The 15,908-nt window shown below is 37.2% G+C and carries 12 protein-coding genes; 6 read left to right on the forward strand and 6 right to left on the reverse strand.

Going from position 1 to position 15,908, the window contains the following annotated elements; all coding sequences use genetic code 11:
* The 3 genes from WBG21_RS09175 to WBG21_RS09185 all read left to right on the forward strand — a co-directional run.
* Nucleotides 1-1,423 (forward strand): T9SS type B sorting domain-containing protein (locus tag WBG21_RS09175; protein WP_340077138.1); only part of this gene is annotated, 1,423 nt, incomplete at its 5' end.
* A gap of 12 nt (nucleotides 1,424-1,435) precedes the next feature.
* The gene (locus WBG21_RS09180; protein WP_340077140.1) at nucleotides 1,436-2,356 is read left to right on the forward strand and encodes a PorP/SprF family type IX secretion system membrane protein; all 921 of its coding nucleotides are present in this window, start codon (nucleotides 1,436-1,438) and stop codon (nucleotides 2,354-2,356) included.
* 31 nt (nucleotides 2,357-2,387) lie between these two features.
* Nucleotides 2,388-4,295 carry an OmpA family protein gene (locus WBG21_RS09185; protein WP_340077142.1) on the forward strand — a complete coding sequence of 636 codons (1,908 nt, stop codon included), beginning with the start codon at nucleotides 2,388-2,390 and terminating at the stop codon, nucleotides 4,293-4,295.
* A gap of 31 nt (nucleotides 4,296-4,326) precedes the next feature.
* Here WBG21_RS09185 and WBG21_RS09190 read toward each other — a convergent pair whose 3' ends face one another.
* Nucleotides 4,327-4,650 (reverse strand): hypothetical protein, encoded by a 324-nt coding sequence (locus WBG21_RS09190; RefSeq protein WP_340077144.1) that lies wholly within the window; start codon nucleotides 4,648-4,650, stop codon nucleotides 4,327-4,329.
* Between the two features lie 41 nt (nucleotides 4,651-4,691).
* Entirely contained in the window at nucleotides 4,692-8,132 is a 3,441-nt protein-coding gene (locus tag WBG21_RS09195; protein WP_340077146.1) for a hypothetical protein, read from the reverse strand.
* 120 nt (nucleotides 8,133-8,252) lie between these two features.
* On the opposite strand from WBG21_RS09195, the gene WBG21_RS09200 reads away from it, so the two are divergent.
* From WBG21_RS09200 to WBG21_RS09210, 3 genes are all read left to right on the forward strand, one after another.
* On the forward strand, nucleotides 8,253-9,017 hold the full coding sequence (locus tag WBG21_RS09200) for an exodeoxyribonuclease III (protein ID WP_340077148.1): 765 nt from the start codon (nucleotides 8,253-8,255) through the stop codon (nucleotides 9,015-9,017).
* An 11-nt stretch (nucleotides 9,018-9,028) separates the two neighbouring features.
* A complete protein-coding gene (locus WBG21_RS09205; protein ID WP_340077150.1) occupies nucleotides 9,029-9,988 on the forward strand; it encodes an OmpA/MotB family protein in 960 nt (319 codons plus the stop codon).
* 121 nt (nucleotides 9,989-10,109) lie between these two features.
* Complete coding sequence (locus tag WBG21_RS09210; RefSeq protein WP_340077152.1) at nucleotides 10,110-11,147, forward strand: NADP(H)-dependent aldo-keto reductase; 1,038 nt, start codon at nucleotides 10,110-10,112, stop codon at nucleotides 11,145-11,147.
* Between the two features lie 593 nt (nucleotides 11,148-11,740).
* On the opposite strand, the gene WBG21_RS09215 is transcribed toward WBG21_RS09210, so the two are convergent.
* The 4 genes from WBG21_RS09215 to radA form a co-directional block, all read right to left on the reverse strand.
* Nucleotides 11,741-13,288, reverse strand: coding sequence for a M20/M25/M40 family metallo-hydrolase (locus WBG21_RS09215; RefSeq protein ID WP_340077154.1), 1,548 nt, complete (start codon nucleotides 13,286-13,288; stop codon nucleotides 11,741-11,743).
* Between the two features lie 133 nt (nucleotides 13,289-13,421).
* A complete protein-coding gene (locus WBG21_RS09220) occupies nucleotides 13,422-13,832 on the reverse strand; it encodes a PIN-like domain-containing protein (protein WP_340077156.1) in 411 nt (136 codons plus the stop codon).
* Nucleotides 13,829-14,500 carry a DUF433 domain-containing protein gene (locus WBG21_RS09225; protein ID WP_340077158.1) on the reverse strand — a complete coding sequence of 224 codons (672 nt, stop codon included), beginning with the start codon at nucleotides 14,498-14,500 and terminating at the stop codon, nucleotides 13,829-13,831. Before WBG21_RS09225 ends, WBG21_RS09220 begins: the two co-directional genes overlap by 4 nt.
* A 31-nt stretch (nucleotides 14,501-14,531) precedes the next feature.
* Entirely contained in the window at nucleotides 14,532-15,893 is a 1,362-nt protein-coding gene (gene radA, locus WBG21_RS09230) for a DNA repair protein RadA (protein ID WP_340077160.1), read from the reverse strand.
* Nucleotides 15,894-15,908 lie beyond the last annotated feature (15 nt).

Genomic DNA, 15,908 nt, shown 5'->3' on the forward strand with positions numbered 1-15,908 from the left:
GACCGATACAGCTACTGTGGTGCCTTTACGATCCGATTTAGTAATGAACAAAGTAGTAGACAATGGCACTCCGAATGTAGGGGACAATGTGGTGTTCACCTTAACGGTTACCAACAATGGCCCTAGTGATGCTACGGGCGTATCGGTCACAGACAATCTTCCCAATGGTTATACCTATGTAAGTGATGATGGCGGCGGAGCGTATACCAATGGTACGGGCGTATGGACTATAGGAAACCTCAACAATGGAGCTACAGCCACCTTAAACATCACAGCAACGGTATTAGTAGCAGGCAATTATGTAAATAGTGCCACAGTTACAGGTAATGAACCCGACCCGAATCCTGGTGATGAGGCTGATACAGCCACTACAACTCCTGTTAATACTGGAGGTGCTGATTTAATAATGAGTAAAACAGTAAATAATACGAGCCCTAATAGAGGAAGTGAAGTAGTATTCTTCTTGACTGTCATTAATGAAGGCCCTGAAAATGCGACAGGTGTTATAGTAATGGATGTATTACCTAATGGATATGCCTATGTAAGTGATGATGGGGCAGGGGCTTATAATTCAAACACAGGAGAGTGGAATGTAGGAGATTTAAATGTAGGAGATCAGGTTATACTTGGTATTACTGCAATGGTTAATGATTCGGGGGATTATATTAATATAGCTAGTGTAAGTGCAGATCAAAATGACCCCAATCCTTCAGATAATACAGATAGGGCAAATACGATTCCTGTAACAGCCCTTATATCAGATTTAGGAATAGTAAAAAGTGTTAATGATACATCACCTGATATAGGGGATGATGTAATTTTCACCTTAACCGTAACGAACAATGGCCCTGACGATGCTACAGGTGTTATAGTGACAGACTTATTACCAGATGGATATATTTATGTATCTGATGATAGTGGAGGAGATTACGATGTAAATTCGGGAATATGGGATATTGGAAGTATAGCGAATCAATCTACAGCAATTTTAAATATTACTGTAACGGTTAATGATTCAGGAGACTATCTGAACATAGCTGAAGTGGTTTCAGATCAGTTGGATAATGATATTAATAACAATACATCATTAGCAGCGGTAATTCCAAATGAACCTACCGTAGATAATGTTGTTCCTGAAAAAGGAGTTTCACCAAACAATGACGGAACAAATGATTCGTGGATTATTCAGGGGATTGAAAACTATCCTGATAATAAGGTCAAGCTATTTAATAGATGGGGGAACCTTATTTGGGAAATAGATCAATACAATAATATTGACAGGGTGTGGCAAGGGATTGCAAATGAAGGGCTGTTTATAAGCGAAAGTTCTACAACCCCTGTCCCTGATGGTACTTATTTCTATGTGATAGACCTTGGCAATGGAGGGAAACCTTTGAGTGGATTTATAGTGATTAAAAGATAAAAAGAAAGAAAAGTGAAGAGAAGAAAGATCGTTTATTTATTTCTGTTAGGAACTATCTTGTGTACAAAAGTAGAAGCACAGCAGCAAGTGATGTTTACACAATATATGTTTAATGGAATGGCCTTAAACCCGGCGTATGCAGGTACCCATAACGCTATTTCGGCTACCCTGTTAGCAAGGGAACAATGGGTGGGATTAGATGGGGCGCCTAGCACCCAAACATTTACGGTACACTCACCAATTAATGAAACAAAGAAGGTAAGCTTAGGGGCAATGGTATTGCGCGATGAGATAGGGATAACAGAACAAACATCATTTACACTTGCATTTGCCTATCGGTTGCAATTAGGCGTTAATACACAATTGTCTTTTGGTTTGCAGGGGAATTATAACAATTTTAACTCGCGTTATAGTGATTTAAACATTAATGATCCTGTGTTTACAAATGCGGATGTAACAGTTAGCAAATTCAATTTTGGAGCAGGCGCATATTTATACACAGATCAATTTTTTCTTGGGGTATCTTCTCCTCAATTAATTAGAAATGAATTTGATAAAAACAATGCAGATTCTGATTCTTTTCTGGAAAGACATTATTTTGCATACACGGGATATGTATTCCCTATTTCGGAAAACGTAAAAGCAAAACCTAACGTGCTCATGAAATATGTTGAAGGAGCACCTGTAGAATTTGACATCAATGCAAACTTTTTATTCTATGAAAAGTTATGGCTGGGGCTTTCATACCGCTCTTTTGACTCTTTTGATGCCATAGCCCAATTTCAAATAACAAAACAGTTACAGATAGGCTATGCATATGATTTTGCTACAACAACAGATTTAAGAAGGGTAAATTCGGGTTCTCATGAATTCATGTTACAATTTAATTTTAATTTTTCAAGGGACAGGATTATTTCCCCTCGATACTTTTAAAACTAGGGTTTAACCAAAAAGATACCAAGAATTGAAAAAGATACTATTTATACTATTTATCATATCTTCTCATACCTATGGCCAATTGACATCGAGTATCAGTGTTAAAAGGGCAGACAAATTATTCAATGAATATGCGTATGCAGCGGCAGCGGAAATGTATGAAAAATTAGCTGAAAATGATCCTCAGAATAATTACCTGAAAGTTCAATTGGCGACATCATACAGAAAGATGAACAATCCTGAAAAAACGGCATATTGGTATGCCAAAGCTGTAGAAGCAGGAGAAGTAAGTGCTGTAGACAAACTGTATTATGCACAAGCCTTAATGGCTAATCAAGAATATGAAAAGGCAGAAATTTGGATAGAAAAATACCAACAAGCTATAAATACCGATAGGAGGGCAGACGCGTTAATTACTGGAATCAAAAATATAAAACAATTTTATACAGATTCAGATGTATATCTTATAAAACCAGTAGAATTTAATTCTCAAGCAGCAGATTTTAGCCCTTCATATTACAGAGAAGGATTGGTTTTTGTTTCTGCTCGCCAAGTAGGTAATATAGGGGGCAAAATATATAAATGGGACAAGTCTCCTTTTTTGGAAATATTTTTTGTGGACATGGAAGACAGCACAGGTATAAAAGCAAGGTTATTTGATTATGAGCTTAATACCAGGTACCATGAAGGGCCACTTTCATTTTACGAGAATGATAACAAGGTAATATTTACCCGTAACGATTATAATGGGGAAGTAGGAATGAGCAGTAAGAATGAAGTTACATTAGAACTCTATTTATCAAATTGGCAAGAAGAAAAAAAGAAATGGGCAAAACCCACAGAGTTTCCATATAATAATAAAGAATATAGCTTAGGGCACCCAAGTATTACTCCCGACGGGAAAACACTATATTTTGCTTCTGATATGCCCGGAGGGTATGGAGGAGTAGATTTGTATATAAGCGAATATAAGAGTGGAGGATGGACAACTCCGGTCAATTTAGGGTCTGAGATTAACACTGAAGGAGATGAAGAGTTTCCCTATATAAAAGGAGAAGTATTGTATTTTTCTTCCAATGGGCATGAAGGACTTGGAGGGTTAGATATTTATAGTACACCAATAACCTCAGGGAAAATAAAGGTACAAAACATAGGGTATCCTATTAATTCCAGTAAAGATGATTTTGGGATCATATTTAATAGAGAAAATACCGGAGGATATTTTTCGTCCAATAGGGACGGGGGCATGGGGAATGACGATATTTATTCATTTTTCATAACAAACCCCAATGCATTAACTGAAGGGTGTTTCTTTAAGGGGTTTATTTTAGATACAGAAACCCAAGAGGGTTTAAGTAATACAAAAATCACTATAAAAAATAAAGATACAAACGAATTTCAGGAGATATATACCAATGAAGAAGGGTACTTCGAAACAGAAATAGTATTAACCACAAAAGGACATGAAATTGAATTGACTAGACAAGGCTATTTTCCTAGGAGAGAACTACTTATAAAGCATGAACCATCTTGCGGGACTACAGAAATACATTATGAGTTGAGAAAGATAAAAGTAAATGATGTGTATCGAATAGAAAATATTTATTTTGATTTAGACAAATCGAATATCCGACCGGATGCAGCTTTTGAATTAGACCGATTGGTAGAGTTCTTAACAGAAAACCCATCTGTTAAAATTGAACTTAGTTCGCATACTGATTCTAGAGGAAGCGATACGTACAATCTTGCATTATCTGATAGAAGGGCAAAATCATCTGTAGAGTATTTAATATCAAAAGGAATAGCTAAAAACAGGTTGATATCAAAAGGGTATGGGGAAACTCGCTTGGTTAATCGATGCGAAAATGGAGTTAAATGTTCTGAAGCAGAACACCAGTATAACAGAAGGACAGAAATAAAGATATTGGATTATTAAAAAATCTAGGGATTTGTGGACTCTTTATTTGTCATTGTTCTCTTTTCTGTATATCTAAAATAGTTACCGGAAGTGCATTAGCACAACGATTAGGCCTTTTTAAAGAAGCATATTTAACCCATATTTTATCGTAGGTTTTTTGTGTCTCATTTAAATTTATGGGATCGTATAAAATCGTATTCTGCCCATCAATTTGAAACACATATGGGCATGAAGCATTACTGTAAGCAAATAAAGTAGCTGGAAAATAGCCATTATTTATAAACTTCTGGTTAGTGGTTGTCGTGGCGTGCTTTTTAGTAGTACAATTTAATATGAATATAGAAATGAAAGTGAATGCGAATATTCTATACATGGTCAAAAGAGCATAAGAGTTTCTATAAAGATAGTAAATACTTAAAAATACGCTTTAAGTTGAATGGTTCCAGTATGGATAGTATCAGACCCTTCTGATTTTCTACCAAAATAAGAAAGGTTCAGGTCTAGAAATTTTGTTAACCGTTTTTGTGCCAGAAAGTTCCATGTGAAATTATTTCCAGGCTGTAACCCTTCTAAAAGCTGATATCCGACAGGGGAAAAAGCATTTCCTTCAAAATTATTTTTAAAAAAATTAAAAGCACCACTTATAGAAACTTTTTGCTCGTTTGCGTACGAAAAAGAAACACCAAAATTTTGCCTTATAAGCGTTTCCATATTTCCCAGTTGATTTTCTTTACTTTCAAATTCATAAAAGACACTAAATCGGCTATTTTGTGTTGCTAGATAGGATATCTTAGGGCTTAAAGACATAGAAACAACATCAAAATTTCGAGAGGTAAAATTTTCGGAAATACTCTCCGCAATGGAAGAAATTCCTGTTAAGTTAATTAACCAAAAAGTATTGAGTTTATGTGAAAATTGTAATTGATGCGATTCCAATATGTTTTCTTGTGATCCTGTGATGAGCAGACTTTTAGATTTAGTACGTAAATAAGTATAGGAAGTAGTATAATTTTGCTTGCCCCTGTTATAGAAAAGGACATTTCTGAAATTTTGGTTAAGCCCTAATAAGTCATCTTTGTTGGCATTGAAAGGGTTCAAATTAAAATTATCGCCCTCTCTTCGGATTTTTCGGTCAATCAAATAAGCAGACTGATTATAGAAATGTGAAAAGAATTTTTTAATACCGTTACTGTTACTCCATTTAGCCAGATTCATAGTAATAGATTGACTAAATTTATTCTGGTGAGTTTTAATAAATATTTGATTGGGCAATAAAACCCTTATATAGGTTGCCTCATCTTGAAACAATGCTTCTTCAAATTCATCCAGCTCTTGAATACCATTGTTATTATAATCATTCCACGTAAATGCACCTTGGCCCGGATCAACTTCTATATAAGTGAAATTTTGTTGAGGTAGTGTGCCGGAATTGGTTTCATAAACAGTATTTACAGCGACCATTTTTTTTAATAGAAATTGGTTGTATAGCACCCTGGAATTAAGGGATTTTTCATTAGAAATATCCGGATCGGTGTTCTCAAAATCCCGAAAACTTATGAATGCAGCTAAGTTTGTACTTTCATTGGAAAGAAGCTTAGAGTTTAGGTAATATGTTTTTGAAGTGTTGACTTTCGCTAACTTGTTTAGCTGGATACTATCATTTATGCGGTATTTATATCCAACCTCAATAAAAGTTTTTGTACTGTCACCAACCCCGAAAAAGCTGCCATACTCATTGAATCGTTGAGAAATAGGCGTTAAGCTATCATTGCTTTTGGCCCGTTGCCGATTATCTTCTAACCGGACATTAACACCTGCCCACGCCTTATGAAAACTATATGTCGTTCTTGAAAACAACCTGAAAAAAGTAGAAGAGGAAGTTATGGCATCATTTTTTAATAAACTGGCATTTCCCTGAATATGAAACTTATCTAATATTAAATCAGTATTTATTAAATGTCGGGTTCCTGTAGCAAACTCTTTAAAATCCAGAAACTCAAATTGGTAAGACGCATTGCCTTTACTGGGATGGTAAAAAGCAATTCCTGATTTTAACAACTGCTGATCTCCTAAAAGGCCACTCAAATTTTGTAACTGATTATTAGGGCGGTTAGGAAGGTTCCAATCACGGCTAAACTCTACCTGATACAGGCCTTCCATATTGCGGAACTCCTTTTGTATATAATCAAAACTTCCGTGAAAATTACTTTTCCATGCTTTATTAAAAAGGTTTTGCTTCAATGAAACCCTTCCTGCTAAACCAGTATTATCGCTATCATCTATATTAGAAAAAAGGTTGAGGTCATTAGCGCTGACAGCCCCTTCAAAAGAAACAGTAGTTTTATCAGAGGGATTATAAAAACCGTTTAAAACAGCAATCTGCAGTCGGGTAGGGGCATTTAAGGGGACAATGGGCTCATAACTTCCCTGCGGGATGCCATTTGCTGGAGGGATATATTCAAAAACCCTCCCTCCTGCAATAGTGGTGTTTAAAATATAATTTCCTTGATTAGTACCTACGTTTGTAAAGCGCACACTAAATAACTCATCTTCCGGATTGGTAGAAAACACAAATATTTCTTCATTGTTTAGGGTTTCTTTACGGTATAAGACGCGATTTTCAGAAAAAGAGGCAGGTATTGCAGAAGGCGCATTCATAAGCGAAGGGTCATCTCCGGCAGCAACTAAGATTCTGCCTTGTTCTTCAGTCAAATCCTCTTGCATTGGCTGATTTTTAGCATCACTTTCAGAATACAGGTATGTCCCTAAAGTAAATGTATTTGTTTTGTGTGTTGCTCCGGCATAAGCGATAAAACGTGTGTAATTGTTGTTGGTAAATTGATACTCAACAGTAATACGCATGTCCGAAGTAATGGGGTATTTAGAAGTGAAAATGATTTCACCTGCGTTATAATCAATAACATAATCATTGTTTTCACCTCGTTGTAAAGGCAGGCCATTTACATAGACACGTTCACTTCCGGAAACAATCAAGATGAACAATTCATCATTAGGCCCTAATAATTTATAAGGCCCTTGGTTGCCTTCTTGTCCTTGAAATTGACTTTGTGTAAAATTTCCCCGTACCAATGCCCCTGCACCAAAAATTTGTGTAGCGGCATTTTTATGGTTAATGGTAGCATTTAAGGAAACACCTTGTATCTTTTTAGTGAATTGCATAAAATAGGAATCTGTGTTTATAAGATCAACATCCCCTGCACGGATATTCCAGTTTTTACTTTGCAACTCAATAAAAATTTGGTCAAACTCATCCAATCGCTGAGAATATCCACTTTCCTGTAAAGGGATATTAGCATCTCTTATCGAAGCGCTTAATAATATATCATTAGAGATCTTCCCTGAAACTTGAAGGTCTAATTGTGAATTGAGCACTGCATTTTGATTGTTCCCTACCGTTATTCCCCTAGAAATACTCCCGCTTGTAGTCAGACCATCAAAAAGTTCAGGAGATATGCTTTCAGGCTCTTTTAAAACATAGCGGTCATTTAGGTCAACAGGGCCATCTACAATAAGGCTTCGATCTAATAAACGGTATTTTTTAGTTAAAAAATCAGGATAACGGAGATATTCTATGACAATGGAGTCAGAAGGGGGCAAAAAGTGTTGCTTTAATAGCAGTAGCGCATTCTCATAATCTACATTATAAAAGGAACTATCAATTTTTTCACCTTGGTTATCATAAAGCTTAAAAAAAGAGTTATTAATATTTACAGAGTCAATAACAATGGTATCCTGCACAGCAACCTTTTTAGTTCTGTAATTAGATGGAATTTCTTGTGAAAAAGAAAAAGAACCACAAATAAGAAAAAATAGTAAGAATGTATAAAACCGCATTAATAGCTAGAACTAAGTTCTATCAAAAATATTTTAAATATTCCAGAAATTAATTTTAAAATAGTTTTAAGTTTTAAAAGAAAGGCATTAATTAAATTAGCAAAAAATAGAAAATACCATATGAAGATCATTTCTTATAATGTAAATGGAATCCGCGCAGCTATTAATAAAGGCTTTTTAGACTGGTTACAAAGCGCCAACCCGGATGTAATTTGTTTGCAAGAAATCAAAGCACATAAAGAACAACTGGAACTAGAACAGTTTGAAGAAGCCGGATACAAACACCATTATTGGTTCAGTGCCGAAAAAAAAGGGTATAGTGGCGTAGCCATTCTCTCTAAAACAGCTCCCGACCATGTGGAGTATGGTACCGGCATTGATTATATGGATGCTGAAGGGCGTAACATTCGCGCAGATTTTGGAAATGTTTCTATAATGAGTTTATACTTGCCTTCAGGAACTAATATAGAACGTTTAGAACACAAACTACAGTACATGGCTGATTTTCAGGAGTATGTAAATAAACTCAAAAAAGATATTCCCAATTTGGTTATTTCTGGGGATTATAATATTTGTCATCAAGCAATAGACATTCATGACCCGATCCGTAATGCCAAGGTTTCCGGGTTCCTTCCGGTAGAGCGCGAATGGATAGCTAATTTTATAAAGAGCGGCTTTATAGACAGCTTTCGGCATTTCAACAAAGACCCGCATCATTATTCTTGGTGGAGTTACCGCGCCAATGCAAGAAACAATAACAAAGGATGGCGAATCGATTACAATATGGTAGCACAACCATTACAAGAAAAATTAAAAAGAGCCGTTATATTGCCGGAGGCAAAACATAGTGATCATTGCCCTATTTTAGTAGAATTGGAACAGTAAAAAACAGAAACATGATTAAAAGGATTTTTTTAGGAACATTTATTATCGCAACAATAACCTCATGTGTATCCGCAAAGGTATATAAGGATTTAGAGGAACGTTACACCAATTTAAAAAGTAATCATGAGCGCTTGACAGAGGAAAACGAGAAACTAGAAAATAGGACGAATCAATTAACCAATGACTTTTCATCACTTCAAAAAAAATACGACGAACTTCTTGCAACAAAGAATAGACTTGAACAAGATTATACAGCTACAAAAAACAATTTAACAAACCTGCAAGCCTCCTATGATGCATTGGAAAAAAACAGTAGTGCTGCTATTGCAGAAAATATAAAAGCCAATCGGAAGTTACTGGCAGATTTAGAGGCTAAAGAAAAAGCTTTAGCAGAAGAAAACAAACGCTTAGGAGAATTAAAACAACAATTAGCGTCCCGTTCTAAACAGATTGATGAATTAGAAAGCCTCATAGCGGCTAAAGACAGTGCTATGAAAAACTTAAAAGAAGCCCTGTCAAAAGCATTGCTCGATTTTGAAGGGAAAGGCCTCACAGTAGAAGAACGTGACGGGAAGGTATATGTATCACTCGAAAATAAATTATTGTTTGCCTCTGGGAGTTGGGCAGTAGGCAGTGAAGGCCGGCGTGCAGTAGAAGAATTAGGAAAAGTATTGGCGCAAAACCCTGATATTGCCATATTGATAGAAGGTCATACCGATAATGTTCCGTACAAAGGCAGCGGACAGGTAAAAGACAATTGGGACCTTTCTACGAAGAGAGCAACAGCAATTGTCCAAATTTTAAGAGAAAATAAAGATATAAAACCTGAGAACCTTACTGCTGCCGGGAGAAGCGAACATGCTCCTGTAGATACAAATACAACTCCTGAAGGACGCTCTAAAAACAGGCGTATTGAGGTGATTTTAACCCCTAAGCTAGACGAAGTAACTAGATTACTAAATGAAATATAGAAAGATTGATGTTTACACAAAGGCTTTGCTTTGTGTCACATTGATGTCCCGATAATTATCGGGATCGAAATGTGATATGAGCATAGTTTATTTTTAAATAAAATCCTGATAAAAAGGCTAAATGAAATACACAAAACTACCACACACCGATATTAAAGTAAGTAAAATATGTTTGGGCACCATGACCTGGGGTGAGCAAAATACCGAATCCGAAGGCCATGAACAAATGGACTATGCCATAGAACAAGGCGTTAACTTTTTTGATACGGCAGAGTTGTATTCTGTCCCGGCAAAACCCGAAACACAAGGGTCAACAGAGAAGATTATAGGAAACTGGTTTAAAAAAACCGGAAAGCGCAAAGAAATTATTTTAGCAACCAAAATAGCCGGCCCCGCAGAATTTACCAAGCATATCCGTACCGGAGGGTTTAAAAAAGAAGAACTGAACGATGCCGTCAATAAAAGTTTGCAACGCCTCCAAACCGACTATATAGATTTGTACCAATTGCATTGGCCGGAGCGAAAGACCAACTTTTTTAGTCAGCGAGGCTATACCCATGACCTCGACGATGCTTGGGAAGATAATTTTAAAGAAGTTTTGGAAAGTCTGGATCAATTGGTTAAAGCCGGGAAAATACGCCATGTAGGCATTTCCAATGAAGTGCCTTGGGGCACAATGCGTTTTGTAGAAGAAAGCAGAAAGCATGCCCTTCCCAGAATGATTACTATTCAAAACCCGTATTCATTGCTCAACCGTACCTTTGAAGTGGGCAATGCAGAAGTATCCATCCGTGAAGGAGTAGGGTTACTAGCCTATTCATCTTTAGCTTTTGGAGTGCTTTCCGGGAAGTATCTGGGAGGCAAAAGGCCCCCTAACGCACGGATTACCCTTTTCCCCAACTTTTCTAGGTACATAGGTGAAAAAGCTACCGAGGCGACACAACAATATTATGATTTGGCAAAAGAAAATGATATTTCGTTAGCACAAATGTCCCTAGCCTTTGTGAATCAACAACCTTTCGTAACCAGTAATATTATTGGGGCCACTACTATAGAGCAGCTAAAAGAAGATATTGATAGTATTCATGTAAAATTAGATAACGATTTGCTGGAAAAAATCAATGCTATTCATAACGCAATCCCAAACCCGGCACCGTAGAGAATAACACTCCATTTTCGTAAGAATGATGAGATAGTAAAAGATAAATGAGGTTATCTGATAAACCTATTAAAGTATGCGAATACTTTTGCCCCTAAACCTTTTACCGCTTCTAATGCTTGTGCGTTAGGATTGCCAAAAACCTCAAATCGAGTAATTTTACTACATCCTAAAAGTTCTGACAAAACATCACTTACATTTTGAAGATGCATTAACAATGATTCGGAACTTGATTGCCATTCTGCCGTATAACATTTAGATTCATCATCATTAAAGTATCATTGGTAACCTTTCATGCCAGGTTCATTATCCTGTACTATTTTAATTGCTTGATTAGCCAAGTTTTTAAAAGTATCTAGTTTTCCAGGCTTAATGGTTCTTTCTACGGGGTATTGAATTTCACTTATCATAATTATAGTTTTTGTCATTAATAAAAAAGATGTTTTATATGCTTGCTCACTTAGCTAATTTTTGGACATGACTTATGGGCTATAATATAATTAAAAACCCGGACCCACTATTTACTGAAACAATACATTTACCAAATTCTTTATTTTGGCAGATACTGAAAAGCTAATGGAATACTTGCAAACTCAATCTCTAGGCATCAAATCGTTCCTATTGGCAACGGTATAAATAATATAGGCAGCCACGATGCTGGCTTGTTTTAAATCGTCAAAAGAAAGGTGGTCGTATGTGTCTAATTGACTATGTTGTACTCGTAATTCATACTCTAAGGGATCCTGAATGAATGTGAATGCAGGAATATTGTTCGCGTAAAAAGGCAAGTGGTCTGAACTTCCTGTAGCAGAATGGCGGGCGCCTAACACCCCCAAATCTTTTATAGGAGCTAAAATGCTGTCTAAAACTGGCTTAGAAGAATGAAAGTATTGATCTCTAACACCTACAATTTTCCCGGTACCGTTGTCAAGGTTGAAATAAGCACTTATCTTATTATTTAGATCGATATGAGAAGCTACCCATTTCTGGCTACCGAGGATCCCTTGCTCTTCCCCTCCCCAAAATGCTGCAAGTATGGTACGTTTGGGTTTTATGTCGAGTGCTTTTAAGATACGCATGGCTTCCATAATAATCAATACCCCGGATCCATTATCAATAGCTCCCACTCCCCACGTCCAGGAATCCATGTGTGCTCCTAGAACAACATATTCTTCAGGCAGCATACTTCCTTTTATCTCCCCTAAGATGTTGAAACCAGTATCTTCAGGGTAAAATTTGTTTTCAATGTCTAGCTCTATCTTCACTTCCTGTCCATTGCTCACGGTCCGGTATACCCAATTGTATTGTTCTTTAGACAAAACAATCCTGGGGAGAATGTTGGTGCCTTCTTCTGCTCGTATACCGGCCCAGTTTCCATGATGCCTGATAACGCCATGATCTCTGGTGGAAGGAAGAAGTACCGCTTTTACCCCTGCTGTTGCCAAAATCTCTTCTTGTATGGCATGTTTTTCGTAGAGCCCTTCAATCAGTTCATTAATAAGGTTCAAATTAGCAGCAGGCTTCTCTGCGTCAACTGCGTGTTCCCTTGAGCCGAAAAAATCCTCCTCACTCAAACGAAAACGGTAATTGGCGTTATCTTCGATAGTGATTTCGCTCGGAGGGCGTAACATAACAATCGACCCCTCCAAATTTCCTTTGACAGCTTTAAGGTGATCAGAAGTGGTAATCTCAGGATAACCACTTGCATCTTTATTCTTAATTGGCGCCAAAGAAACAGGAGCAGTTATTTTACCATTGGTGCTTCCTGACCAGGGCATGGCCAACCCTTGCAGGGGTTTAATAAACGGGGTTAAAACCCGGCCCGAAAAGTTAATTTGCTTCCAACCCTTACCGAATGTTCCCCATTCTTCCATTCGCACATTATCCATATTCCAACTGTTGAGTTTTTTCTGCATCCATTCCCCTGCTTTTCTGATTCCGGGAGATGCAGTTAAACGGGGACCATTGATATCGAATAAATAATGTGCCATCACCTCCAGCTCCGAATTCTTGGAGGCTTCCTCTTTGATTTTATCGATTAAAAGTTTACTAGAATCGACTTCAGTTTGTTGACCAAATGACAGAGACGTTGTTAAAAAGCAAGCAAAAAGGGAGGTTAAGAATAATCTTAGGGATTTCATCTTATAATTTATTTGTAGGGAACCGTGTGACTAATAAGCCAAATATAATTAAAAGTTTGTTTTTATTTGAAAGCCTTTAAAGTATGATCTTGAACGGATTACAAACCCGTGCTAGGTAGTGAAAGTATAACCCTTAAAGCCTTTTAACTCCTCCCCTCAAAGTGATTTGATACATAAAGGGCTTTTTTTGAGTTATAAGAATTTTACATAATTGAGGCCAATGTTTAACTAATAAAGCAAGCATGTCCCAGTATTTAAAACCATTTTTGGCGGGAGGGCGAAAATAAAACATTCCTAGTTTATTTTCTTCACAAAGCTTGTTTTGATGGTAAATTCTTCTAATATTATAATCTTGTGTAATTACACAAGCTCCTTTTTCACCAGCTAATGGAATCCACTCTTCATCAGGGATTCCTTTTCCGAACTCATCTTTAATCGATTTTACCTCAATTGTATGATTTAGCTTTATATTTTCAGGCTTTTGAAGAATATTAAAACCTCTAGCTAGATAAGGAGACATATTTTCATCTATATATACTATCATGCGGCATTACAATAATCAATGGCATCTTTTACTGATTTCTCATCAATTTCATATGTGAAAGCAATAAAACTTATCGGTTCTCCTGCCTTATGTAGATTATATAAAGTTTCAGGATAAATACTAGTGTCTTTTATAGTGGGATGTCCAAATTGTTTTTTAGGATCAACAATAATATTTTTTTTTCTTCCTAATGGCCAAAACCTTGAGGCAATGGAATCATCATCAAAGTCTAAATTTTTAAAAAATTGCTTTATAAACCCAAGGTTTAACTGCTCTGTTCCATCAAGAGAAATAGTATCCCCATTTAATTCAAGAAAAATTTTCTTTCCATCTGTGTGGATTTTTTTCAAAATCTCTTTTTGGGCAAAAGGAAAAGCGGTATTAAATTTTTTAGTCAATTCGATATGAGCATTTAGTACATCACGAGTTTTAACTCCGGCTTCAGCAAATAGTATAAGGATATAAAATTCGACTAGTGTGTGAAAACTTATAGCTTTTGACTTATTTACTGACCATGAATACTTACCTTTAAAAGCTTTCCCTAATTCTCCATCCCAGTAATTATTGACCCATAGGTTAACTTTATGATATGGTAATCTCAAGATTTTTGCAACCTCTGGAATTGTGTATACACCATTACCAATTGTAAGACTATTTTCGAATATCACGACACTTTTATTTGTGCGAAGTTATACATTTTTAACCAAACAACACACTCACCACATCCTCTATCTTGGCTACCAATTGTATGGTGATGGTGGTGTTTTTTAAGGTTATCTTATTGTGTTTGGAGACAAATATAGTGGCAAAGCCCAGTTTTTCGGCTTCTAAAATACGTTGGTCCACCCGGGTTACGGGACGTATTTCCCCGGCAAGGCCTACTTCGGCAGCAAAGCACATATCTTTTTCAATGGCAATGTCCTCATTGCTGGAGAGGATAGCAGCTACTACGGCAAGGTCAATGGCAGGGTCATCTACAGAGATGCCCCCGGTAATATTAAGGAACACATCTTTGGCCCCCAACCGGAAGCCGGCCCGTTTTTCAAGGACCGCTAAGAGCATGTTCAAGCGTTTGGCATTATAACCGGTAGTACTGCGCTGTGGTGTGCCATATACGGCGGAGCTTACCAGGGCTTGTATTTCTATCATGAGTGGGCGCATGCCCTCCAGCGTGGCGGCAATGGCGGTGCCACTAAGGCCCTCGTCGTGTTGGGAGATGAGTATTTCTGATGGGTTGGCCACTTCCCTAAGGCCGTTGCCCTGCATTTCGTAGATGCCCAGCTCGGCAGTAGAGCCAAAACGGTTTTTTAATGCCCGCAGGATGCGGTATACATGGTTTCGGTCACCCTCAAACTGTAAAACGGTATCGACCATATGTTCCAGTATCTTGGGTCCGGCAATGTGACCATCTTTGGTGATGTGTCCAATAAGGATAACGGGCGTAGCAGTTTCTTTGGCAAATTTAATGAGTTCGGCAGTACACTCACGGATTTGGGAAATGCTCCCGGCAGCAGATTCTATGTAATCGGAATGCAAGGTTTGTATAGAATCGATGATGACAATATCCGGGACAATGGTTTCAATCTGCTTGAAGATATTTTGGGTTTTTGTCTCGGTGAGGATGTAGCACTGTTCACTTTCGGGTTGAATCCGTTCGGCACGCATTTTTATTTGCTGTTGGCTTTCTTCGCCAGAGACATACAGGGTTTTATAAGGGAGTTTTAGAGAGACTTGTAAAAGTAAAGTACTTTTTCCAATACCGGGTTCACCACCAAGCAGGGTTAATGATCCAGGGACAATGCCTCCACCTAGCACGCGGTTAAGTTCGTTGTCTTTAGTATTCAACCGGGCTTCCTGCGATGTGTCTATTTCTTTGATCTTTAACGGCCGAGATGTTTTTTTTATTTCACCTGAACTGGTTTTCCAGCTTACCTTTTCTTCTTTTTGGATGACTTCTTCTACAAGGGTGTTCCATTCTTTACATGCAGTACATTGCCCAAGCCATTTGGCATATTGTGTACCACAGTTTTGACAGAAGAAAGCGGTTTTTGTTTTGGCCATTGGTTTTAGTGGAAA

This window comes from Leptobacterium meishanense (assembly GCF_037645805.1).
In the GTDB taxonomy this organism is placed as follows: domain Bacteria; phylum Bacteroidota; class Bacteroidia; order Flavobacteriales; family Flavobacteriaceae; genus Leptobacterium_A; species Leptobacterium_A meishanense.